Source organism: Aquirhabdus sp. (assembly GCF_046462495.1).
Lineage (GTDB): Bacteria > Pseudomonadota > Gammaproteobacteria > Pseudomonadales > Moraxellaceae > Aquirhabdus.
The window spans coordinates 364,372-381,817 of sequence record NZ_JBKGVE010000012.1 but is presented as its reverse complement, the minus strand read 5'-3'; the positions used below and the strand labels follow the sequence as shown (position 1 = coordinate 381,817).

The window sequence follows — 17,446 nt, the reverse complement described above, 5'->3', positions numbered from 1 at the left end:
TATTTACTTTTTTTTGTAGGTGCGTATTGCTAAATTACCCATTAAACACACAGCCCCATCAATTATTAGTAGATGTATCGGTAATTTACGAAAGTGACTCTAAGACTGGGATTCAGCGTGTAGTTCGAGCATTACTCAGTCAATTGATCAGTTCTCCACCTATTGGATATCGGATTTGCCCTGTTTATGCTACTCGTGATCATCAATATCGCTATGTACCTGAACAGGAAAATGTTTTATATACAGGCTCTGATGTTGTCATTGCTCGTGAGGGGGATGTTTTTTTAGGACTTGATCTATCTGCTCACTTATTACCAAGGTATAAAAAACAGTTGAAAGGCTGGAAGAGTAAGGGCGTTTCAATTCATATTATGGTGTACGACATTCTTCCTTTGACGAATCCAGAGTGGTTCAATTTCAGGACCTATATTAATTTTCGTCGATGGATTAAGGTGTTAGTAGCATTTTCAGATAGTGCAATTTGTATTTCTTATCATGGTAAGAATGAGCTAATACATTATTTATCACAGCGATTTAAGTCTGAGTCGAATCGACTCAAAGTCAGTGTGATCACGCTTGGCGCGGATATCGAGGCCAGTTTTCCTAGTGAGGGACTTCCTCAGAATACACAAGATATTTTTTTAGAAATTGCTAAGAGACCTACCATCTTAATGGTCGGAACGATTGAGCCTCGAAAAGGGTATTTACAGACATTACTCGCTTTTGAAGAACTTTGGCGGCAAGGTGTTGATGTTAATCTGGTTATTATTGGACGCAGTGGTTGGAAAACTGAAGTTCTTCAAAGAAAAATGAGATTACATCCACAACAGAACATCCGTTTGTGGTGGTTTGAAAATGGCAGTGATGAGCTTTTGAAGCGGCTTTATAATGTCGCTAGTGGCGTGATCGTTTCTTCTGAAGCGGAAGGCTTTGGTTTGCCCTTAGTGGAATCGATTTTGCATGGTTTGCCTGTCTTGGCACGTGATATTGATGTGTTTCGTGAAGTCGCTGGAAATGCAGTAACTTATTTTGATTGTAAAGATGCTAAAGGTTTGTCGTTAAAAATTATGGAATGGTTATCTGGTATTGCATCTGGCGATATCCACTCTGAGTCTATAGCGGTGACCTCATGGTATGAAAGTGCCAAGCAATTGTGTCGGAGTTTGGATCTTGAGCAGAATGAGGGTGAATTAGAGTCTGATTACCAGACCTTAAATAATGGAAAACCTGCATTTGTGACGACAAGTTTGATCCATAAGCGTAAACAGACTTTTTTAGAAAAATTATTTTCAATTAGGCATAAATAATTATTAAAATTAATTGGTTATGGTTGAATTTGGTGTTTAAGAAGATTTTAATTTTTTAGAAATGAAATTTACGATGACATTTAAGTTGGAATGATTAAATAGTGATGATGAGCGACTCTATTTGTTAGACATCTATTTGGTGATTTGAGTTTACATTGAATGATAATACAAATGATGCTTTCTCTTTTGAGAAGCGTTTTTAGTATTGTTGCTGAATAATTAGGCTGTAAATATCAAGAAATGATCCCATAGCGACAATCATTTTTTGATTTAAACGGAGCAGGTAATAGTGCCAACACTTACAGATATCCCCATTGCTTCAACGATAGATGAATTAATGGCTTACCAAGGCGAACAGTTTGTTGCGTGCGCTTACCAGACTATTTTAGGTAGAGAGACTGATCCGACAGGAATGGATTACTACTTAAATCGGCTGCGTGCGGGATATTCCAAAATCAGTATATTAAAACAACTTTTATCTTCTTCGGAGGCACAAGAGAGAGATATTACGATTTCTGGATTAAGATCCGCAGCGTGGCGCCATAGTTTTGCGCAATATCCTGTAACGGGGTGGGTTCTTGGCATCCCTAATTTACCTCGCGTGGAAGCCCCTATTCGGCGATTGAAGTTAAAAAAACTTCCGGTTATCGGTTCGATATTGGATATCGCTAAGTATGCAGATAGTGACCGTTTCAGTGCGCGCAAAGAAAGAGGATTGGAATTCAGACTTCACCAACTTGAAAGCGAGATAAAAGGTGAGTCGGTAAGCGATCAAGCACTGAAGAAAAAATTAAGCGCCGAAATATCTAGCCAATTATCTCTCTATGCTCAAGAAATTTATAACCAATTAAGTAATATTTCATATTCAAGTAAAAAGGTGACGTAATGCGGATAGTTATTGACTTGCAGGGGGCACAGTGTGGAAGCCGCTTCCGCGGTATCGGACGCTATTCGCTGGCATTAGCGTTGGCAATGGTTCGGAATCGCGGCGATCATGAAGTTATCCTCATGTTGAGCGGTCTCTTCCCTGAAACGATTGAACCTATACGTGCTGCATTCGACGGTCTCCTGCCACAAGAAAATATTCGTGTTTGGTATACCCCAGGTCCAGTGGATGCTTTTGGAATCAATAATGATATCCGCCGATATAATGCTGAATTGATTCGTGAGGCGTTTTTAGTCAGCTTAAAACCTGATGTCTTACATATAACCAGTATTATTGAAGGGTTTGGCGATGATGCTGTGCATAGTATTGGGCGACTTACCAAGTCAGTTCTTACCGCAGTTACTTTCTACGATCTAATCCCATTATTACAGCGAGAAGTGTATCTAACACCTAATCCAGTTTTTGAAAGACTGTATATGGAAAAAGTTCACTATCTCAGACAGGCTGATCTTTTCCTAGCAATATCAGAATCTTCACGTCTAGAGACAATCGGGTGTTTAGGTATTAATCCTGACCAGGCGGTTAACATCTCAGCTGCTGCAGATGAGCATTTTAAAGTTGTTGAGATGTCCTCAGAGGCCGAGCAACAGTTACGCAATAAATTTGGATTACCGCGTTCATTTATTATGTATTCGGGTGCGACTGATGAACGTAAAAATCATTTACGTTTGATACAAGCATTCGCGTTAATTCCTGAGTCTGACAGAAAAAACTATCAGGTTGCGATTGTGGGCGGATTACCGCATGAACATCGTCTTCAATTTGAAGAACATGCAAAAATGTGTGGCTTAACAACGACTGACGTTGTGATTACTGGGCGGGTGACAGATACAGAGATGGTGGGGCTCTATAATATTTGTGAGCTTTTCGTATTCCCATCATGGCATGAAGGTTTTGGGTTACCCGCTTTAGAAGCAATGTCTTGCGGAGCACCCGTTATTGGTTCAAATACGACAAGTATTCCAGAGGTTATCGGTCGAGATGATGCTTTGTTTGATCCATTTGACACGATTTCCATCTCTAAAAAGATTCAAAGTGTACTCGCCGATAAAAAACTAAGACAGAGTTTGGCTGATCACGGGCTACAGCAAGCAAAGAAATTTACATGGGATGCCAGTGCTCAAGTTGCGCTCAAAGCAATAGAAAGCTTATTTTTGAAACATGGTGGTTGCTCTACAGTGGACAGTGTTGCATTGCCTGCTGAGTTAATCAATCATTTAAGTCCTCAAAATATTAAAGCAATGGCACCTGAGGAAGTTATAAAAACTGCAAAAGCGATTGCTCAAAATCATCCTCAGAGTCAAGGCAAACAATTATTTGTTGATGTGTCTGAGTTGGTTCAGCGTGATTCAAGAAGTGGGATCCAGCGCGTTGTTCGCAGCATTCTCATTGAGCTATTAACCAGTCCTGTGCCAGGGTTTAAAGTTGAGCCTATTTATGCCGTGCCGCAACATGGCACTGGTTATCGTTACGCGAAGAAATTTACACAACGATTTTTGAATCCAGATGATGATTTTGATATTAATCTGAGTGATGATCTCGTTGATGTACGTGTAGGCGATATTTTTTTAGGTCTAGACTTAACTGAAATCATTCATTATCAAACGGATTTCTTTAATCTGTTAAAACAAATCGGCGTTAAAACCTATTTTGTTTTATATGATTTATTACCTGTTTTGAACCCTAATTTTTTCCCAAGTCATGTCTCTCCGACGCATTCTAAGTGGTTAACAACGATTGCAGGATCTGATGGTTTACTCAGCATATCTCGCGCAGTTGCAGATGAGATGTTGGGTTGGTTGGATGTTTATGGTCCAAAAATCATTAGACCTCTTCCATTGGGTTGGTTTCATTTGGGGGCGGATGTTGCTCAGTCTCTCCCGAGCAAAGGGATACCTGACGACGCAGAAGATGTACTTAAGCGGTTATCAGAGCGCCCAACCTTTCTCATGGTTGGGACCATTGAACCTCGAAAAGGGGTGCTGCAAGCATTATTGGCATTCGAACAGCTTTGGATGCAGGGCGTTGATATCAATCTAGTTTTAGTTGGGAAACAAGGCTGGCATGTCGATTCTTTGGCTCAAATGTTGAGTAACACTGGGCGTAATCATCCATTATTGTGGCTGAAAACAGTCAGCGATGAATATCTTGAGAAAATTTATGAACATTCAACCTGTCTGATCGTTGCATCTGAGGCTGAAGGCTTTGGTTTGCCGCTCATTGAGGCTGCTCAAAAGGATCTGCCTATTATCGCTAGGGATATTCCTGTTTTCCGTGAAGTTGCAGGAGATAATGCGTTTTATTTCTCTGGCAGAACACCAGATGCACTCGCAATGGCTATCAAAAAATGGTTGGCATTACCTGAACCGCCTTCGTCATCATCAATACCTTGGTTAACGTGGAAACAAACAACCAGTAGTCTGATTAATGTCATTTTTAATGATAATTGGTATAAATCATGGCTCTCTGATCATGTTGTCCGTTATTGGGGCTCCGATAGTCGTTTAATGAGTCAGGTTGGTGAACGAAAGTCACAGCATATGCTGACTACCGGCAAAGCTGGATATTTATTCTATGGTCCGTATGCGCATTTTGCGGCGGGTCATTATCAGATTGAGATCCATGGTGAGTGGGCGGAGTTATCTGATCGCGTACGGATTGATGTTGCTTATAATAAAGGCGCTGTGAAGTTGGTGGATAAAGTTTTTAATAAAATTAAAAAATCGAACACTTTTGCCTCTATTCAATTCACGCTAAACGAAAACTGTGGTGATCTTGAAGTCAGATTAGCAGTTGATGATGCCGCAGTGATTAAAATCTCTTTGCTTGAATTCAAACCGATTGAAGAGTTATCGGCTATACAGCATGAAGTTCAGCCCGAAGTAGCCGTAGAAGTCGCAACAGAAGAAAACATCGATAAAGTGTTACGCTACTGGGCTGATGATTCGTCTATTTTGACGCAGGTCGGGGAATATAAAGGCAAAAATATATCGAGTACAGGTAAGACCGGTTATTTGATCTATGGACCTTATATCCATCTCAAAGCGGGCTTATATGAGATCGGAATTCATGGGGAGTGGAAAAAACCATCCGATAGCGTCCGTGTTGACGTGGCCTACAACAAAGGTGGCGTGAAGTTATGTGATCAAACGTTTAATCAAGTGACGCATTCTAATCACATTGCATCATTACAATTTTCGTTAACTGAGAATTGTAATGATTTAGAAATCCGAATTTGGGTTGATGAAAAGACCTCCATGAAGATTTCATTGATCGAATGCTATGAGATTGATGAACTAAGCCCAGTTGCAGAGTCAGTGAGTACGGCTGTACAAATAGTTGAAAAAAATATCAACATAGTAACAGCTGCTCATGCAGAGGAAAGATATGCTGGGAAAGATCAGCAAATTAACAATGTTGTTCCAACGGCAGTTAATCAACATGTTGAAGCCTTGAACCAGGAAATTTCGATTGCACCTGAACAGAGTCCTTTACCGAAGAAAAGCTTTGGCGATCGATTCCTTGATTTTTTCAGATGAGATAAACGGTATTGGCGCTAATTGAAAATTTTTTAGTCGTTCATGCTCATGTAGCGTAACGATTTGATTGAAGGAAGATCTGAGTAGATCTAAAAAACTCATTGATTAAATGTATTTCTATCCACAAGTCTAGTCGAGAAAAGTATGAAAACAGCAGTTATCACCGGAATCACAGGGCAAGACGGCGCATATTTGGCCGAATTGCTTTTGAGTAAAGGTTACACCGTGTATGGGACATATCGTCGTACCAGCTCTGTAAACTTCTGGCGTATTGAAGAACTGGGAATAGAGAAAAACCCTAACTTACATCTTGTTGAATATGATTTGACGGATTTATCTTCAAGTATCCGTTTGTTGCAGACTTCGGGTGCGACAGAGGTGTATAACATCGCTGCACAAAGTTTTGTGGGGGTGTCTTTTGAGCAGCCAATTACGACTGCAGAAATCACTGGGATTGGTGCAGTCAATCTGCTCGAAGCAATTCGAATTGTTAATCCAAAAATTCGCTTTTACCAAGCATCGACCTCAGAAATGTTCGGTAAAGTTCAAGCGATCCCACAGAAAGAAGATACGCCATTTTATCCACGCAGCCCCTATGGCGTTGCAAAACTGTATGCGCACTGGATGACAATTAATTACCGCGAGTCTTATGGTATTTTTGCCTCAAGTGGTATTTTATTTAATCACGAGTCGCCGCTTCGTGGTCGTGAGTTTGTGACTCGCAAAATTACGGATAGTGTTGCTAAGATTAAATTAGGCAAACTGGATGTTCTAGAGCTTGGTAATTTGGATGCAAAACGTGATTGGGGTTTTGCTAAAGAATATGTTGAAGGTATGTGGCGGATGTTACAAGCTGATGAGCCGGATACCTTTGTTTTGGCAACAAACCGTACCGAAACTGTTCGTGATTTTGTGACCATGGCATTTAAAGCGGCAGGTATTACGGTTGAATTTAAAGGCACAGACGTCGATGAAGTTGCGATTGATGTTGCGACAGGCAAGACCGTGATGAAAATCAATCCAAAATTCCATCGCCCTGCTGAAGTGGAGTTGTTGATTGGTGATCCTGCGCATGCAAAAGCAAAACTGGGTTGGGAACCAAAAACCAATTTGGAAGAGCTATGCAGAATGATGGTTGAAGCCGATCTACGACGCAATGAACAAGGTTTTTCGTTCTAAGGAACAAGTTGATCTGAATTGTTTGAGTCTGGGGTAGAGGACGTTTACCCCAGACTCTTTATTTGTTTGAATCGTAAAAGTATTCATCTAATTTTTATAATAATTATTTTGGAACTTTGATTGATTCTCGAAATATCAAGATGGCGCTTTCTTTCTCAATAGCGGGTTAGATATGACAAATGATCAAACTGACTCACTTGAAGACCAATCAGTGAATTCTATTGTAGTGCCGGAGTTTATATCCTATGCACAGAATTTTGAAGATGTCATGCTATGGCGGGCACTAAAGTCAGTCGAAAAAGGGTTTTATGTCGATGTGGGTGCCAATGATCCAATCATTGATTCGGTAACCCATGCTTTTTATTTGAAGGGTTGGCGTGGGATTAATATTGAACCTATTGCGTCTCACTTCCATGATCTACAAAAAAATCGTCCCGAAGATATTAATTTACAGATCGCAATTAGCGATCAAGATGGTTTTTTAGAGCTATACGAAACGGAAGTTAGAGGGTTGTCGAGCGCATCGCAGAGTATTGCAAATCAGCATAAAGAAGCAGGGATTTCGATTGTCAGTTATGATGTTCCCACAACAACCTTGACCAAGATTTTTGATGAACATGCTCCTCAGAATGTGCATTTTTTAAAAGTCGATGTGGAGGGATTCGAAGAACAAGTCCTAAAAGGACTGGATTTTGAGCGCTTTCGGCCATGGATTTTGATCATAGAAGCGACGCTGCCGAATTCTCAAATTAAGAGTTATGCTGGGTGGGATAGCTACCTTAAAGATATGAATTATATCTTTGTTTATTTTGATGGTTTAAACCGTTTTTATTTAGCGCAAGAGCATAAAGCGCTCAATTCTGCGTTTGAAGTGCCTCCTAATGTATTTGATCATTTTGAACTATATCGTTTTGTTCAATTACGGGAAGCCTACGATGCATTGAAAATGAAAAGCACTGAGGGAGAGTAGTTTTGGCAACAGCATTGATTACAGGAATGAATGGGTTTACTGGGCAGTATATGGCTGAAGAGCTCCGCTCCGCGGGTTATGATGTCATTGGTTTAGCTTCACGTTCTTCTAAGGGAGGAGGCTCTGGTGTTTATCATTGTGATCTCCTGGACCGAGACGGTCTTGTTAAGGTTTTTGCGCAGGTTAAGCCTGATTTAGTGGTGCATTTGGCTGCTATCGCTTTTGTTGCACATGGTGATGTTGATGCGATTTACCGCACTAATGTTGTCGGGACACGTAATTTACTCGATGCGATTGTTAAAAGTAGTCATATTCCTCGCTCTGTATTACTCGCCAGTAGTGCAAATATTTACGGCAATGCTGTTGTTGAGCCGATTACTGAGTCGGTGATTGCAGCCCCTGCAAATGACTATGCGGTGAGTAAGTTGAGTATGGAATACATGGCTAAGCTATGGTTCGAACAATTACCGATCACCCTGGTTCGGCCATTTAATTATACGGGTGCGGGTCAGTCACTCAATTTCTTGATTCCTAAAATCGTTGATCATTTTAAGCGACGAGCAACAGAACTGGAGTTGGGAAATATCAATGTGATCCGAGATTTTTCCGATGTACGTTCTGTCGTCAGGCGTTATAAGCTGCTATTAGAGTCGGGCATTCATGGCGATGTTTTTAATGTGTGTTCCGGTCAAGGGCATTCTTTGCTTGATGTTTTGCAAATGATGCGTGAGATTTCTGGTCATGATTTGGATGTACGCGTCAACCCTGCATTTGTTCGCGCGAATGAAGTGCATAGATTGATCGGTTCCAGTGAAAAGCTGGATATTGCGGTGGGGAAGGTCGCGGATATTCCGCTAAGAGAAACATTGACTTGGATGTTGAATAGCGCTTTATGAACTTAATTATAGCAGTAGATGCGTTGATTCCACCACTCACGGGTATTGGACGTTATACCAAGGAGTTGGTCAGCCGAATTCACACGTCAAATGAGATTCAGAAGTTAAAATATTATTCAAATGGGCGGTGGGTTAAGTCACCATTGACGATCCCTATAACAGGTAAAGTAACATACGAGTCTTTTAATGTCCCTAAAGCGTTGCGACCGCTTTACTTAGGGCAAGCGATGAAGAGTTCGGTCTTTCATTCCCCCAATTTTTTTCTTCCGCCTGCAGCAGAACATGGCGTTGCGACCATTCACGATTTATCGGTTTTAAAATTTCCAGAGACTCACCCTATCGAACGTGTGCAGCAATATGAACGCCGACTTTTGATGACTTTAGGGATTGCCCAGCACCTCATTACGCCATCGGAAACAGTACGGCAAGAAGTGATTGATTATTTTGGTTGGCCTAGTCATCGTATCACGTCGATTTATAATGGCGTGCCAGACACCTTTAAACCCCATTCTTATGATGAGCTACAGCCTGTGCTTAAGCGCCATGGTCTTATGCCCCAAGGTTATACACTTTGCGTGTCGACAATCGAACCAAGAAAGCGTATTGAAAGTTTGATTAATGCGTATGCTTTGCTACCAATGCAATTGAGATTACGTTTTCCATTGATATTGGTAGGGGATAAAGGTTGGCAGAGTGAGCATCAACATCACGCAATAGAAGCGGCACAACGTGGTGGCTGGCTCTCCTATCTCGGATTTGTTGATGAAGAAGACCTCCCATTGATTTATGCAGGTGCACGTTTATTTGTTTACCCCTCGATTTATGAAGGATTTGGGTTACCTGTTGCCGAAGCGATGGCTTGTGGCGTTCCTGTCATTACCTCCAATCGCTCCTGCTTGCCTGAGATTGCTTCAGGCGCTGCTAAATTGATTAATCCTGACGACTTAGAGGGTTTTTCATTAAGTTTAGAGCATTGTCTAACCGATTCTGCTTGGCGTGAAGTGGCCATTAAAGAGGGCTTAAACGTTGCTAAAAAATATAATTGGCAGGACTGTACTGAGCAAACTCTGAAGATTTATAAGCGTATTAGTCGATAATACGATGTCTTGAAAAAAGACATCTCTTATAAGCTATGGCGTTTAGGCATAAGATTAGAAACATCGAGCTTTTTTGAGGTCTGATTTGTCGTGTGTTTTTGGAGAGGCGCTGTTTTGTGAAAGGCTCTAGGGTCGACTAATAATTCAGGTAAATAGACGGCACCTTGTAATTGGCATTTTGCAATAAGCCAGCCCCGGTAGCGTAGACTTAATGCCCGATCTACAGGCTGCGGGTCATTCCAGAAACCGTCTAAGTCGCCTTGGTGGGTCAGTCCGACAATGTTATAAATGGCTTTACCTAATGTTTTGACAGGAACTCCTTCTTCAACGGAAGTCATGCCTACCGATGAGTTCACAGTGACCGTGCCCTTCAGGATTGGAAAGAGAGAGGGCAAATGAATATCGTGAACATAGAAAACTCGCCCATGCAGATCAAATTGACGAGTCAGCGTTCTAATCAGACCGATATAATTTCGATAAGCGCGATCTAATGGATGGTGTTTAATCACCAAGACCGTATCATTTGGTGCGTGCTCTGCAAAGCTTGCCATCGTTTGTTCAATATAGGTTTCCATGGCATGTCCACCATGTAGCCACAGTTGACTGTCATTATGAACCTGTAATGGCATCAGAAAGGTTTTACCGCTCCAGTTTTGGCGTAGCAGATTGAGGACATCACGCTGGCGCCATTTATACCAGACCTTACGAAACCCTCCAACAATCCAGCGGCGCGGTTCTGCCCAACTGATTTCACGATGATGCTTATAGCCAGGATACTTCCACTGGAAAAGCCAAGTGATGAAGTAATAACACATGGCTAATTTAGCGCGATAAGAAAAGTGATCAGGGATATGGTGTTCTGGCGGGGGGGCAGGAGGTTCTGCATTATAGTCTGCAGGGTTACGGCTCAATGTGGAGTGGGCATTAACGCCCCAAGGCTCAAGTGTAATCCAATTTGGACGAAGATAGCCTTCCTCAAAGACGAGAAACAATACTCCTAAGCGTAATGCAACCTCATGCGCGATGCGATGGTAAATACGTGCATCACTAAAAACGATTATGGCTTCAATTTGGTATTCTTGGATCAGATTTCTGAGCCACTCAGACCAATCTTCTATACTACCCGTATAATCTATGCCATTTGGCGAGTACCATGCATCGCCTGCATTAAGATTTACTTTAGTGACGGAATACCCTGCTTGATCCAACTTATCTGCGATGCTGCGAAAGAAAGGCCCAAATGGACCTTGTAACATCAAAATTTTATGGGCTGAGCCTAATTGGTCTAGTATCATAATGATTATTTTAACTTTAGTAGGCGTTTAATTTAAAGTATGCAATTGTTATTTCTTTTGTTACTTTCGCCGCAAAAGAAATCTCAGGAGTTGGCGTGCAAACGGTGGAATCATTTTTTTCTCATCACGCCAACTAATTAGCTCTTCTAGAGCATCTTCGACAGAAATCTGTACATGGGTTTTCCGACTGACATAGGTTGGGTAGAGAATGAGTGTTCCTGCAATCAATTCATCTAATGTCAGTTGCCGTTTTCGTCGTGGATGTGGTTGACGATCAACGGTTAGCCCCCAGCCCGCATAGAAGGGTTGACCATAGCAGAATACGGTCTTCCCTCGCAATAAGGCTTCAAATCCTGCAAGAGAGGTAATGACATGGACTTCGTCGATCTGAGTTAGCAAATGGTCCATGGACACATCAATGACCACTTCATTGCATAACTCATCGGCATTTAACCGACCTTGGGTTCTCAGTCCAGCAACGACATCGGGATGTGGCTTGTAGATAATAAATGCATCAGGATTTGCCTGACGTACAGTGCTGAGTAGTGACAAGTTGCTACGAATATCATTGGCACCGAATTGAATGCTTGCATCACTTTCAACTTGTCCCACGACCAAAATAATCTGTTGCTCTGAGGTGGGCCTTTGCCATCGCTTACCAACCACATTATATTTCGTTAACCCTGCCTTAATGAGTCTTTCAGATAAATGACGTGCACGGCTGATAAGCTGAGGGTCAAAGGTTGTTGTGTTTAAAATGTTCTCAAGATCTGAGGGCTGGGTTGCATCATAATAAATACCGGTTCGATCAATGACCCAAGATAAAGGTTGTGTTAAGTCTGCACCTAAGCCAACTGATCGCAGAAAACCATCCTCAAGGCGTATGATTTTGACATTTGAAGAGACGCCATCAGGGATGGGGCGGTTTCCCCAGAGAACCAATGTTGCAGAAGAAGGGATTTGCCAGCTTAAGTAAACGAATTTTATATGTTGATTGAGAAAACGTCTGACGAGTTGTCTTTTCCAAGGTGAAAATCCAAAGGCATAAAGAACTTCTGTTGAGTCAAGGAGAACATTGGAATGCGACTTAAACAGGAGGCGCATAATTAGACCTGCTTAAGCCAAGCATCGACTTTTCTAAAGTGATCTGTCCATGTTGGTAAAGCCATTGTGATAGATTTTGGGGGCTGGGCGTGATCAAGCCATATTGACTCAATAGCCTGCATCCAGCCTAAGCCATCAATTGGATCCAGATAATGAGGGGCATTGCCTACAATTTCATGAAATACCGGAAGGTCGCTGGCTAGGACGGTCACGCCTTGTTGCAATGCTTCGATCAATGGCAGTCCAAAACCCTCGGCAAACGAAGGGAAGAGTAGGGCTTTAGTATGTTGTAGCCATTGTGCAAGCTCAAGATCAGACACCTCAGATAGCTCAATGACAATTCCTTTTAATTGGGGGCAACGTTCAAGCATATCAACAACCTGCTCACACTCCCACCCGCGTTGCCCAATCAAAACAAGTTTGGGCGTATTGTCTCCGTATTTTCCGATTAATTTACGCCAGACATTCAGGATTAGTAAGTGATTTTTACGAGGTTCGATAGTGCCCAACATTATAAAATAAGGCATCGGGATAGGAGAGGCCGTATGCCCATATTCAACGGCAGGGAGAATCCCTAAATGTGCGACTAGACTGGGTAACTGTTTAAGTTGATGTCTGATCGTAAATCTATCGAGCTCATTCAACGTATCTTGCGAGTTGGTAATCAATCCCGAGGCCGTTTCAAGCATGGCTTTCATGCGTGACGTATGTCGACTGATTTCGCCTTCACGGCAATACTCAGGATGCGTGATCGGGATGAGATCGTGCACCATATAGATGGGGCGAACAGGGTTTTGCTGTAACCACGAGATATAGCGTGCATGCTCCAATCCGCTATGCCCAACATTAATAAAAAACGCATTTTGGATGGGTTTAACGCGTGTGCTGCGAACAACCTTGGCCAGAAGATGAGTCAGAAAATCCACTTGCTCATACTTACCTTTCAGTGATTTGACGTCTTGATTCAGTAAAAAAGAACGAACAAGGGTGCTGTCTTCCTGTGTAAGAACAATCCCTTTCCCACGAATATGTAGGAATGCCTGAGCGTTTTTAAAATGATCAAGGTAGGCAAAACAGACCCGGTCAACCCCAGTGGGGAGTCGACCTTTTAAGCTTCTGCCAACAATCCGCGTAATATCGAGGACGATATCCGTCATAGATATTATTTCGAGATACTGATGATAGATGCGGCTGGATACAATACTGAGCTGACTGTTCCTAAGACAATGTCGAGGAATTTTTTGAGTTCTGCACCAGAAGCATTGGAAACATACAAGATATCTTTATTACGTACAGGGAAGTTTTGGGCAATAAAGAAGTTTGTAGGATCTTTCATGTCAATACGATAAATGACCGGTACTTTGCCCTCAGGAGTCAACACCATATTGGCTGGCTGTTGTACTAGGGCACTTGGTGTTTCAAAGCGGAAAATAAATACACCATGAGCATCGGAGCGGCTGTCTTGTAACCCTCCCGCTCTTGCAACGGCTTGCGCAAGGGAGATGCCTTGAGCTTCAAAATTAATTTCCTGATTTTTATCCACTGCGCCTAAAACAGTGAAACTGAGTGGTTGGAATAAGGCGGTAACGACATCACCAGATTGCAGGACAATATTTTGCTTGGGATCGCGAATAACCGTTTGTAAAGGAAGTTCTGCAGCTTGATCATCGCGAGTCAGCTGTAGGGTGACTTTGTCGATAGGATCTTTAACACCGCCTGCTGCTGCAAGTGCATCCAGTATCCGCTCTCCACGCGGGGTGATGGACATTCGTGTACTTGCGGTTACATCGCCGATCACTGTCACATTAGACGTATTGTTTCTTGTAGTGCGGACCAGAATTTGAGGGTCATTCGCCATGCCACGGAGTTTTTTGGCAATAATTGTTTGTACTTGTTCAGGGGTTTTTCCTGCAACAAATATTTGCCCGATGAAAGGAACACTAATCGTTCCTTTTTGATCCACCATTTGTTCAGGTAAAACACTTGCTTTCGATCCACTTGGGCTTAGCCCAACGGCATCAGAGCCACCAAAAAGTAGGGCGGGTGGGGCTTCCCATACTGTGACTTCTACAACATCACCAGCCCCGATGGTCAAAGATGAAGATGTATTAGCAAGGGATGAGAAAGATTTTTTCTGCTGACTGGCGATGACTTGTCTTGCTACCGCGTCGTTGATTTCAACAATTTGAACTGCTGAGGCACCAACGCCCTGCTTATTATCCAATATTTTTTGTCGATTAGGCCCCGCTGCTGGTATCCAATCAGGGGATAGTGTACATCCACTCAAGGTGGCTATCACCAGAGTCAAAGTCAATAATTTAGTGTGCGCTTTATTCATAGTAAAAACATTCATTTGAAATTGACCAAAATTAGATTCTGAGGAAGACTACCAGAGCTAAACGCCCATTATTGATAAAAAATGTTGCAATCTGTCAGGGCAGCTTATTTATAACACATCATTGTGGATGTTTCATTTTCATGTGCAATGATCATACCTGTCTCCGGTACTTTATCGAAAAATCATTAACATGGTATCAGATCGTACAATAAAACCACGCGTTCTGCAGATTGACTTTGTTGGCGCCAATTCTTTTAAGCCTCACTATAAATACCGAAGCCTCTTTGTTCAAGCTTTTACGCATAAAGCATCAACTAGAAATTTTTGTCAAATATGTATTTAACTGATTTTAAGTATTTTAATTAGTGAATCAATGGGGCTGATGCGTTAATTATCTTGTGGTGGTGTGTAATACGGTTTACGGATTCGTTCTTTTTTGATGAAACGATGAGCACTTAGTGCCAAGATGAGTGGGTTGGGTAAGGGCGGGGTTTCTTCCAAAATTTGTGCTGCAAGCAGTTCGGCACAGAGGGGCGCAAACGAAAATCCTTTAGAGCCGAGACCCGTTAGCGCGTAGACTCCTTGCATTTGTGAAACCTCTCCGACAATGGGCATCGAATCGCGTGGCAGAGCACGCAGACTGGCGCGTCCTTGCCAGGAGCTGGCATGGGGGAGTGTGGCCGCAAGTTTTGGAAATGCATGTTTAAATAACTCTAGATTGGATTGATGCTCGCCGTCACGTAAAGTCAGATCCATATCATCCCGTATGAACGATGAACCGAGAATGAGTTTCTCTCGATCGTTGACGGCATACCCCCCATACCCCAATGCAAAGTCGGGAAATGAATTGGACTCTATCCAGGACATCTGTCCTCGAATCACGGTGAGCGGTGGAAGTGTAGGGCATAGCCGCTCACTGTCTTTCGCGTTAGCGACGATCACATGAGTTCTCGTGGCAATGCATACTCCCGCGTTGTCGAGAAGTAACCAATGGTTATCAGGGGACTTGTGTAATTCCGCAACATGTTGTTTCAGTAGAGTGACTTGTGCTGAAGACAGCACATGATCACGAATGGCTTTCGGATTGATCACTACTGCGCGTGGCATAAACATTTGAGTACGCGGAGTCATGAGTTTCATATGAGTCTGCACGTCTTCTGGTTGAAGCCGTTGTACCATGTCATCGGGATAGTTTTTGATTTTCTCCAAATCATCGGCATTGGCTTCAATAAGTGCACCAGAATGAGTCACTACATCCGGAGCCCAGTAATTCCACCAGCGTGCAGTACTGAGCGCACTGAGAGTCTGCAGGTTATTGCTCACACGGTCAAGCTTTGGGAGTTTGGACAAAAGTAATGCTCTGGGGTTACCCGAAGCACCCGCTAGAGGTTCATCTTGTTCAATAAGGGTGACGGCATAACCTCGGCGTGTGAGCGCATCCGTGATGGATAGTCCTGCAATTCCAGCGCCAATAACGGCGAAAGAAGGTTGCTCAGATTTTGCTGGTTCGGGATTAATGATAGGTGGGTGTCCAATCATCAGATCATCCACCGTATCACCAAAGCAGAGATCCAGTGTGAGACGCTCGGCTGGATAAATGAGTCGATGAATGCCTGAAATGGCAGGTGGGTATTGCGCTAGCAGTTGGTGAGCAAGATTCTGATATTCGGGATGTTCAGCCAACAGCAGTTGTATCTGCTGCTGTGATAGAGGCTCTTTTGCGGTGGCAACGATATGCAAGCGGCTATGATTATTGGGCCGAGTCTGCTGCCACAGTTTCCACAGCTTTAAATAGACAATTCCGCTCTTAAAAGGCGCTTTGCCAAGGGTTAGGCACTGGTGTGAATCCAGTTTTGAAAATTGAGTTCCTAATTCTTGTTCAGAAATCTGATGTTGGCTGATCAGGAAATCATCTAGCGTAGTCATATGGCGACAAATAGAATGAAACAATGCATCAGTCTATCACCCACTACCAGCGTCGGCTTCTACGCATAAAATAACTGGCACAGAAATAGCCAATCAATGCGCCAATCAGAATGGCAACTGCGCCATAAATAAACATTTGCGCACCACGATCACTTTGGAGCACTTTGACTTGAACCGTCAGATTGTCGTTTTCAAGCTGTAGGGTTTGATTACGTGTCAGTGCATCACGATTGGCGATTTCAAGTTGGTTGAGTCTGGATGCTTGTGAGTTACTTTGTTTACTGAGATTTGCGAGTTGTGTTTCCAGTGTTGGCGGCTTGGGTGCGGCGGGTTTTGCGGTTGCTGTCACTGAGGAAGCGCTATTGGTTACTGGCGTAGCAGCAACGCCGCTTGCAGGCACTTCTGCAATAGCCCAAGTGCTTATGAAAAACATCATCGATGCAACGAGGGCCGCGGCGCGTTTAGAATGGGGAGAAGTGATCATGACAGGGCGTGATCTAACGGGAGTGCTCAAAAGATTCTCGCTCGAGGATTAAACAGTGGACTTGATAAAGGTCTGAATAAAAGGTTTGACAACAACAGATTCGTAAATCCCTTCAAGGACATACGGTTCTTCTGCAAGCCAAGCATCCAGCGTCGCACGATCTGGAAAGTCGAGCACAAGGATACTGCCTGTAAAGCCTGTTGGTGGCGTATTGTGATCGGTTGGGCATGGACCTGCAAGGATGATTTGACCTTTAGCATGCAATGCTTCTAAGCGTGCCACATGACGCGGGCGGACAATCGCGCGTTTTTCAATACTATTGGCAACGTCGGTTGCATAGACGGCAAATAATGGCATGTGTTTTG

Annotated in this window: 14 protein-coding genes; 7 read left to right on the top strand and 7 right to left on the bottom strand. The window is 42.9% G+C overall.

What is annotated here, in order from left to right:
• Positions 1–26: 26 nt before the first annotated feature.
• The 7 genes from ACLHG7_RS16070 (at position 27) to ACLHG7_RS16040 (ending at position 9,934) form a co-directional block, all read left to right on the top strand.
• Complete coding sequence (locus tag ACLHG7_RS16070; protein ID WP_410211974.1) at positions 27–1,307, top strand: glycosyltransferase family 4 protein; 1,281 nt, start codon at positions 27–29, stop codon at positions 1,305–1,307.
• 289 nt (positions 1,308–1,596) lie between these two features.
• Positions 1,597–2,193 carry a DUF4214 domain-containing protein gene (locus ACLHG7_RS16065; RefSeq protein WP_410211973.1) on the top strand — a complete coding sequence of 199 codons (597 nt, stop codon included), beginning with the start codon at positions 1,597–1,599 and terminating at the stop codon, positions 2,191–2,193.
• Positions 2,193–5,792, top strand: coding sequence for a glycosyltransferase family 4 protein (locus ACLHG7_RS16060; protein WP_410211972.1), 3,600 nt, complete (start codon positions 2,193–2,195; stop codon positions 5,790–5,792). The genes ACLHG7_RS16065 and ACLHG7_RS16060 overlap by 1 nt, the downstream gene beginning before the upstream one ends.
• Positions 5,793–5,936: 144 nt before the next feature.
• On the top strand, positions 5,937–6,971 hold the full coding sequence (gene gmd, locus ACLHG7_RS16055) for a GDP-mannose 4,6-dehydratase (protein ID WP_410211971.1): 1,035 nt from the start codon (positions 5,937–5,939) through the stop codon (positions 6,969–6,971).
• A gap of 172 nt (positions 6,972–7,143) precedes the next feature.
• A complete protein-coding gene (locus ACLHG7_RS16050; protein WP_410211970.1) occupies positions 7,144–7,941 on the top strand; it encodes an FkbM family methyltransferase in 798 nt (265 codons plus the stop codon).
• Between the two features lie 2 nt (positions 7,942–7,943).
• Positions 7,944–8,837 carry an NAD-dependent epimerase/dehydratase family protein gene (locus ACLHG7_RS16045; RefSeq protein WP_410211969.1) on the top strand — a complete coding sequence of 298 codons (894 nt, stop codon included), beginning with the start codon at positions 7,944–7,946 and terminating at the stop codon, positions 8,835–8,837.
• The gene (locus ACLHG7_RS16040) at positions 8,834–9,934 is read left to right on the top strand and encodes a glycosyltransferase family 4 protein (protein WP_410211968.1); all 1,101 of its coding nucleotides are present in this window, start codon (positions 8,834–8,836) and stop codon (positions 9,932–9,934) included. The genes ACLHG7_RS16045 and ACLHG7_RS16040 overlap by 4 nt, the downstream gene beginning before the upstream one ends.
• A gap of 26 nt (positions 9,935–9,960) precedes the next feature.
• Here the strand turns inward: ACLHG7_RS16040 and ACLHG7_RS16035 are convergent, their stop codons facing one another.
• From ACLHG7_RS16035 to ACLHG7_RS16005, 7 genes are all read right to left on the bottom strand, one after another.
• Positions 9,961–11,190, bottom strand: coding sequence for a capsule biosynthesis protein (locus ACLHG7_RS16035; RefSeq protein ID WP_410211967.1), 1,230 nt, complete (start codon positions 11,188–11,190; stop codon positions 9,961–9,963).
• Between the two features lie 99 nt (positions 11,191–11,289).
• Positions 11,290–12,333 (bottom strand): hypothetical protein, encoded by a 1,044-nt coding sequence (locus ACLHG7_RS16030; RefSeq protein ID WP_410211966.1) that lies wholly within the window; start codon positions 12,331–12,333, stop codon positions 11,290–11,292.
• Between the two features lie 2 nt (positions 12,334–12,335).
• Positions 12,336–13,490, bottom strand: a complete 1,155-nt coding sequence (locus tag ACLHG7_RS16025) for a glycosyltransferase family 4 protein (protein WP_410211965.1) — start codon at positions 13,488–13,490, stop codon at positions 12,336–12,338.
• A 5-nt stretch (positions 13,491–13,495) separates the two neighbouring features.
• Entirely contained in the window at positions 13,496–14,671 is a 1,176-nt protein-coding gene (locus ACLHG7_RS16020; protein ID WP_410211964.1) for a polysaccharide biosynthesis/export family protein, read from the bottom strand.
• A 387-nt stretch (positions 14,672–15,058) separates the two neighbouring features.
• On the bottom strand, positions 15,059–16,597 hold the full coding sequence (gene mnmC, locus ACLHG7_RS16015) for an FAD-dependent 5-carboxymethylaminomethyl-2-thiouridine(34) oxidoreductase MnmC (RefSeq protein ID WP_410211963.1): 1,539 nt from the start codon (positions 16,595–16,597) through the stop codon (positions 15,059–15,061).
• A gap of 43 nt (positions 16,598–16,640) precedes the next feature.
• Positions 16,641–17,111: a hypothetical protein gene (locus ACLHG7_RS16010; RefSeq protein ID WP_410211962.1), complete on the bottom strand. Its 471-nt coding sequence runs from the start codon at positions 17,109–17,111 to the stop codon at positions 16,641–16,643.
• Between the two features lie 18 nt (positions 17,112–17,129).
• Positions 17,130–17,438: a YciI family protein gene (locus ACLHG7_RS16005; RefSeq protein ID WP_114898092.1), complete on the bottom strand. Its 309-nt coding sequence runs from the start codon at positions 17,436–17,438 to the stop codon at positions 17,130–17,132.
• Positions 17,439–17,446: the final 8 nt, after the last annotated feature.

What these genes read in the sequence shown, in the direction of transcription:
- mnmC (WP_410211963.1), bottom strand. Translation starts at nt 16,597, where the DNA reads ATGACTACGCTAGATGATTTCCTGATCAGCCAACATCAGATTTCTGAA.
- gmd (WP_410211971.1), top strand. Translation starts at nt 5,937, where the DNA reads ATGAAAACAGCAGTTATCACCGGAATCACAGGGCAAGACGGCGCATAT.
- ACLHG7_RS16040 (WP_410211968.1), top strand. Translation starts at nt 8,834, where the DNA reads ATGAACTTAATTATAGCAGTAGATGCGTTGATTCCACCACTCACGGGT.
- ACLHG7_RS16005 (WP_114898092.1), bottom strand. Translation starts at nt 17,438, where the DNA reads ATGCCATTATTTGCCGTCTATGCAACCGACGTTGCCAATAGTATTGAA.
- ACLHG7_RS16050 (WP_410211970.1), top strand. Translation starts at nt 7,144, where the DNA reads ATGACAAATGATCAAACTGACTCACTTGAAGACCAATCAGTGAATTCT.
- ACLHG7_RS16035 (WP_410211967.1), bottom strand. Translation starts at nt 11,190, where the DNA reads ATGTTACAAGGTCCATTTGGGCCTTTCTTTCGCAGCATCGCAGATAAG.
- ACLHG7_RS16025 (WP_410211965.1), bottom strand. Translation starts at nt 13,490, where the DNA reads ATGACGGATATCGTCCTCGATATTACGCGGATTGTTGGCAGAAGCTTA.
- ACLHG7_RS16020 (WP_410211964.1), bottom strand. Translation starts at nt 14,671, where the DNA reads ATGAATAAAGCGCACACTAAATTATTGACTTTGACTCTGGTGATAGCC.
- ACLHG7_RS16030 (WP_410211966.1), bottom strand. Translation starts at nt 12,333, where the DNA reads ATGCGCCTCCTGTTTAAGTCGCATTCCAATGTTCTCCTTGACTCAACA.
- ACLHG7_RS16060 (WP_410211972.1), top strand. Translation starts at nt 2,193, where the DNA reads ATGCGGATAGTTATTGACTTGCAGGGGGCACAGTGTGGAAGCCGCTTC.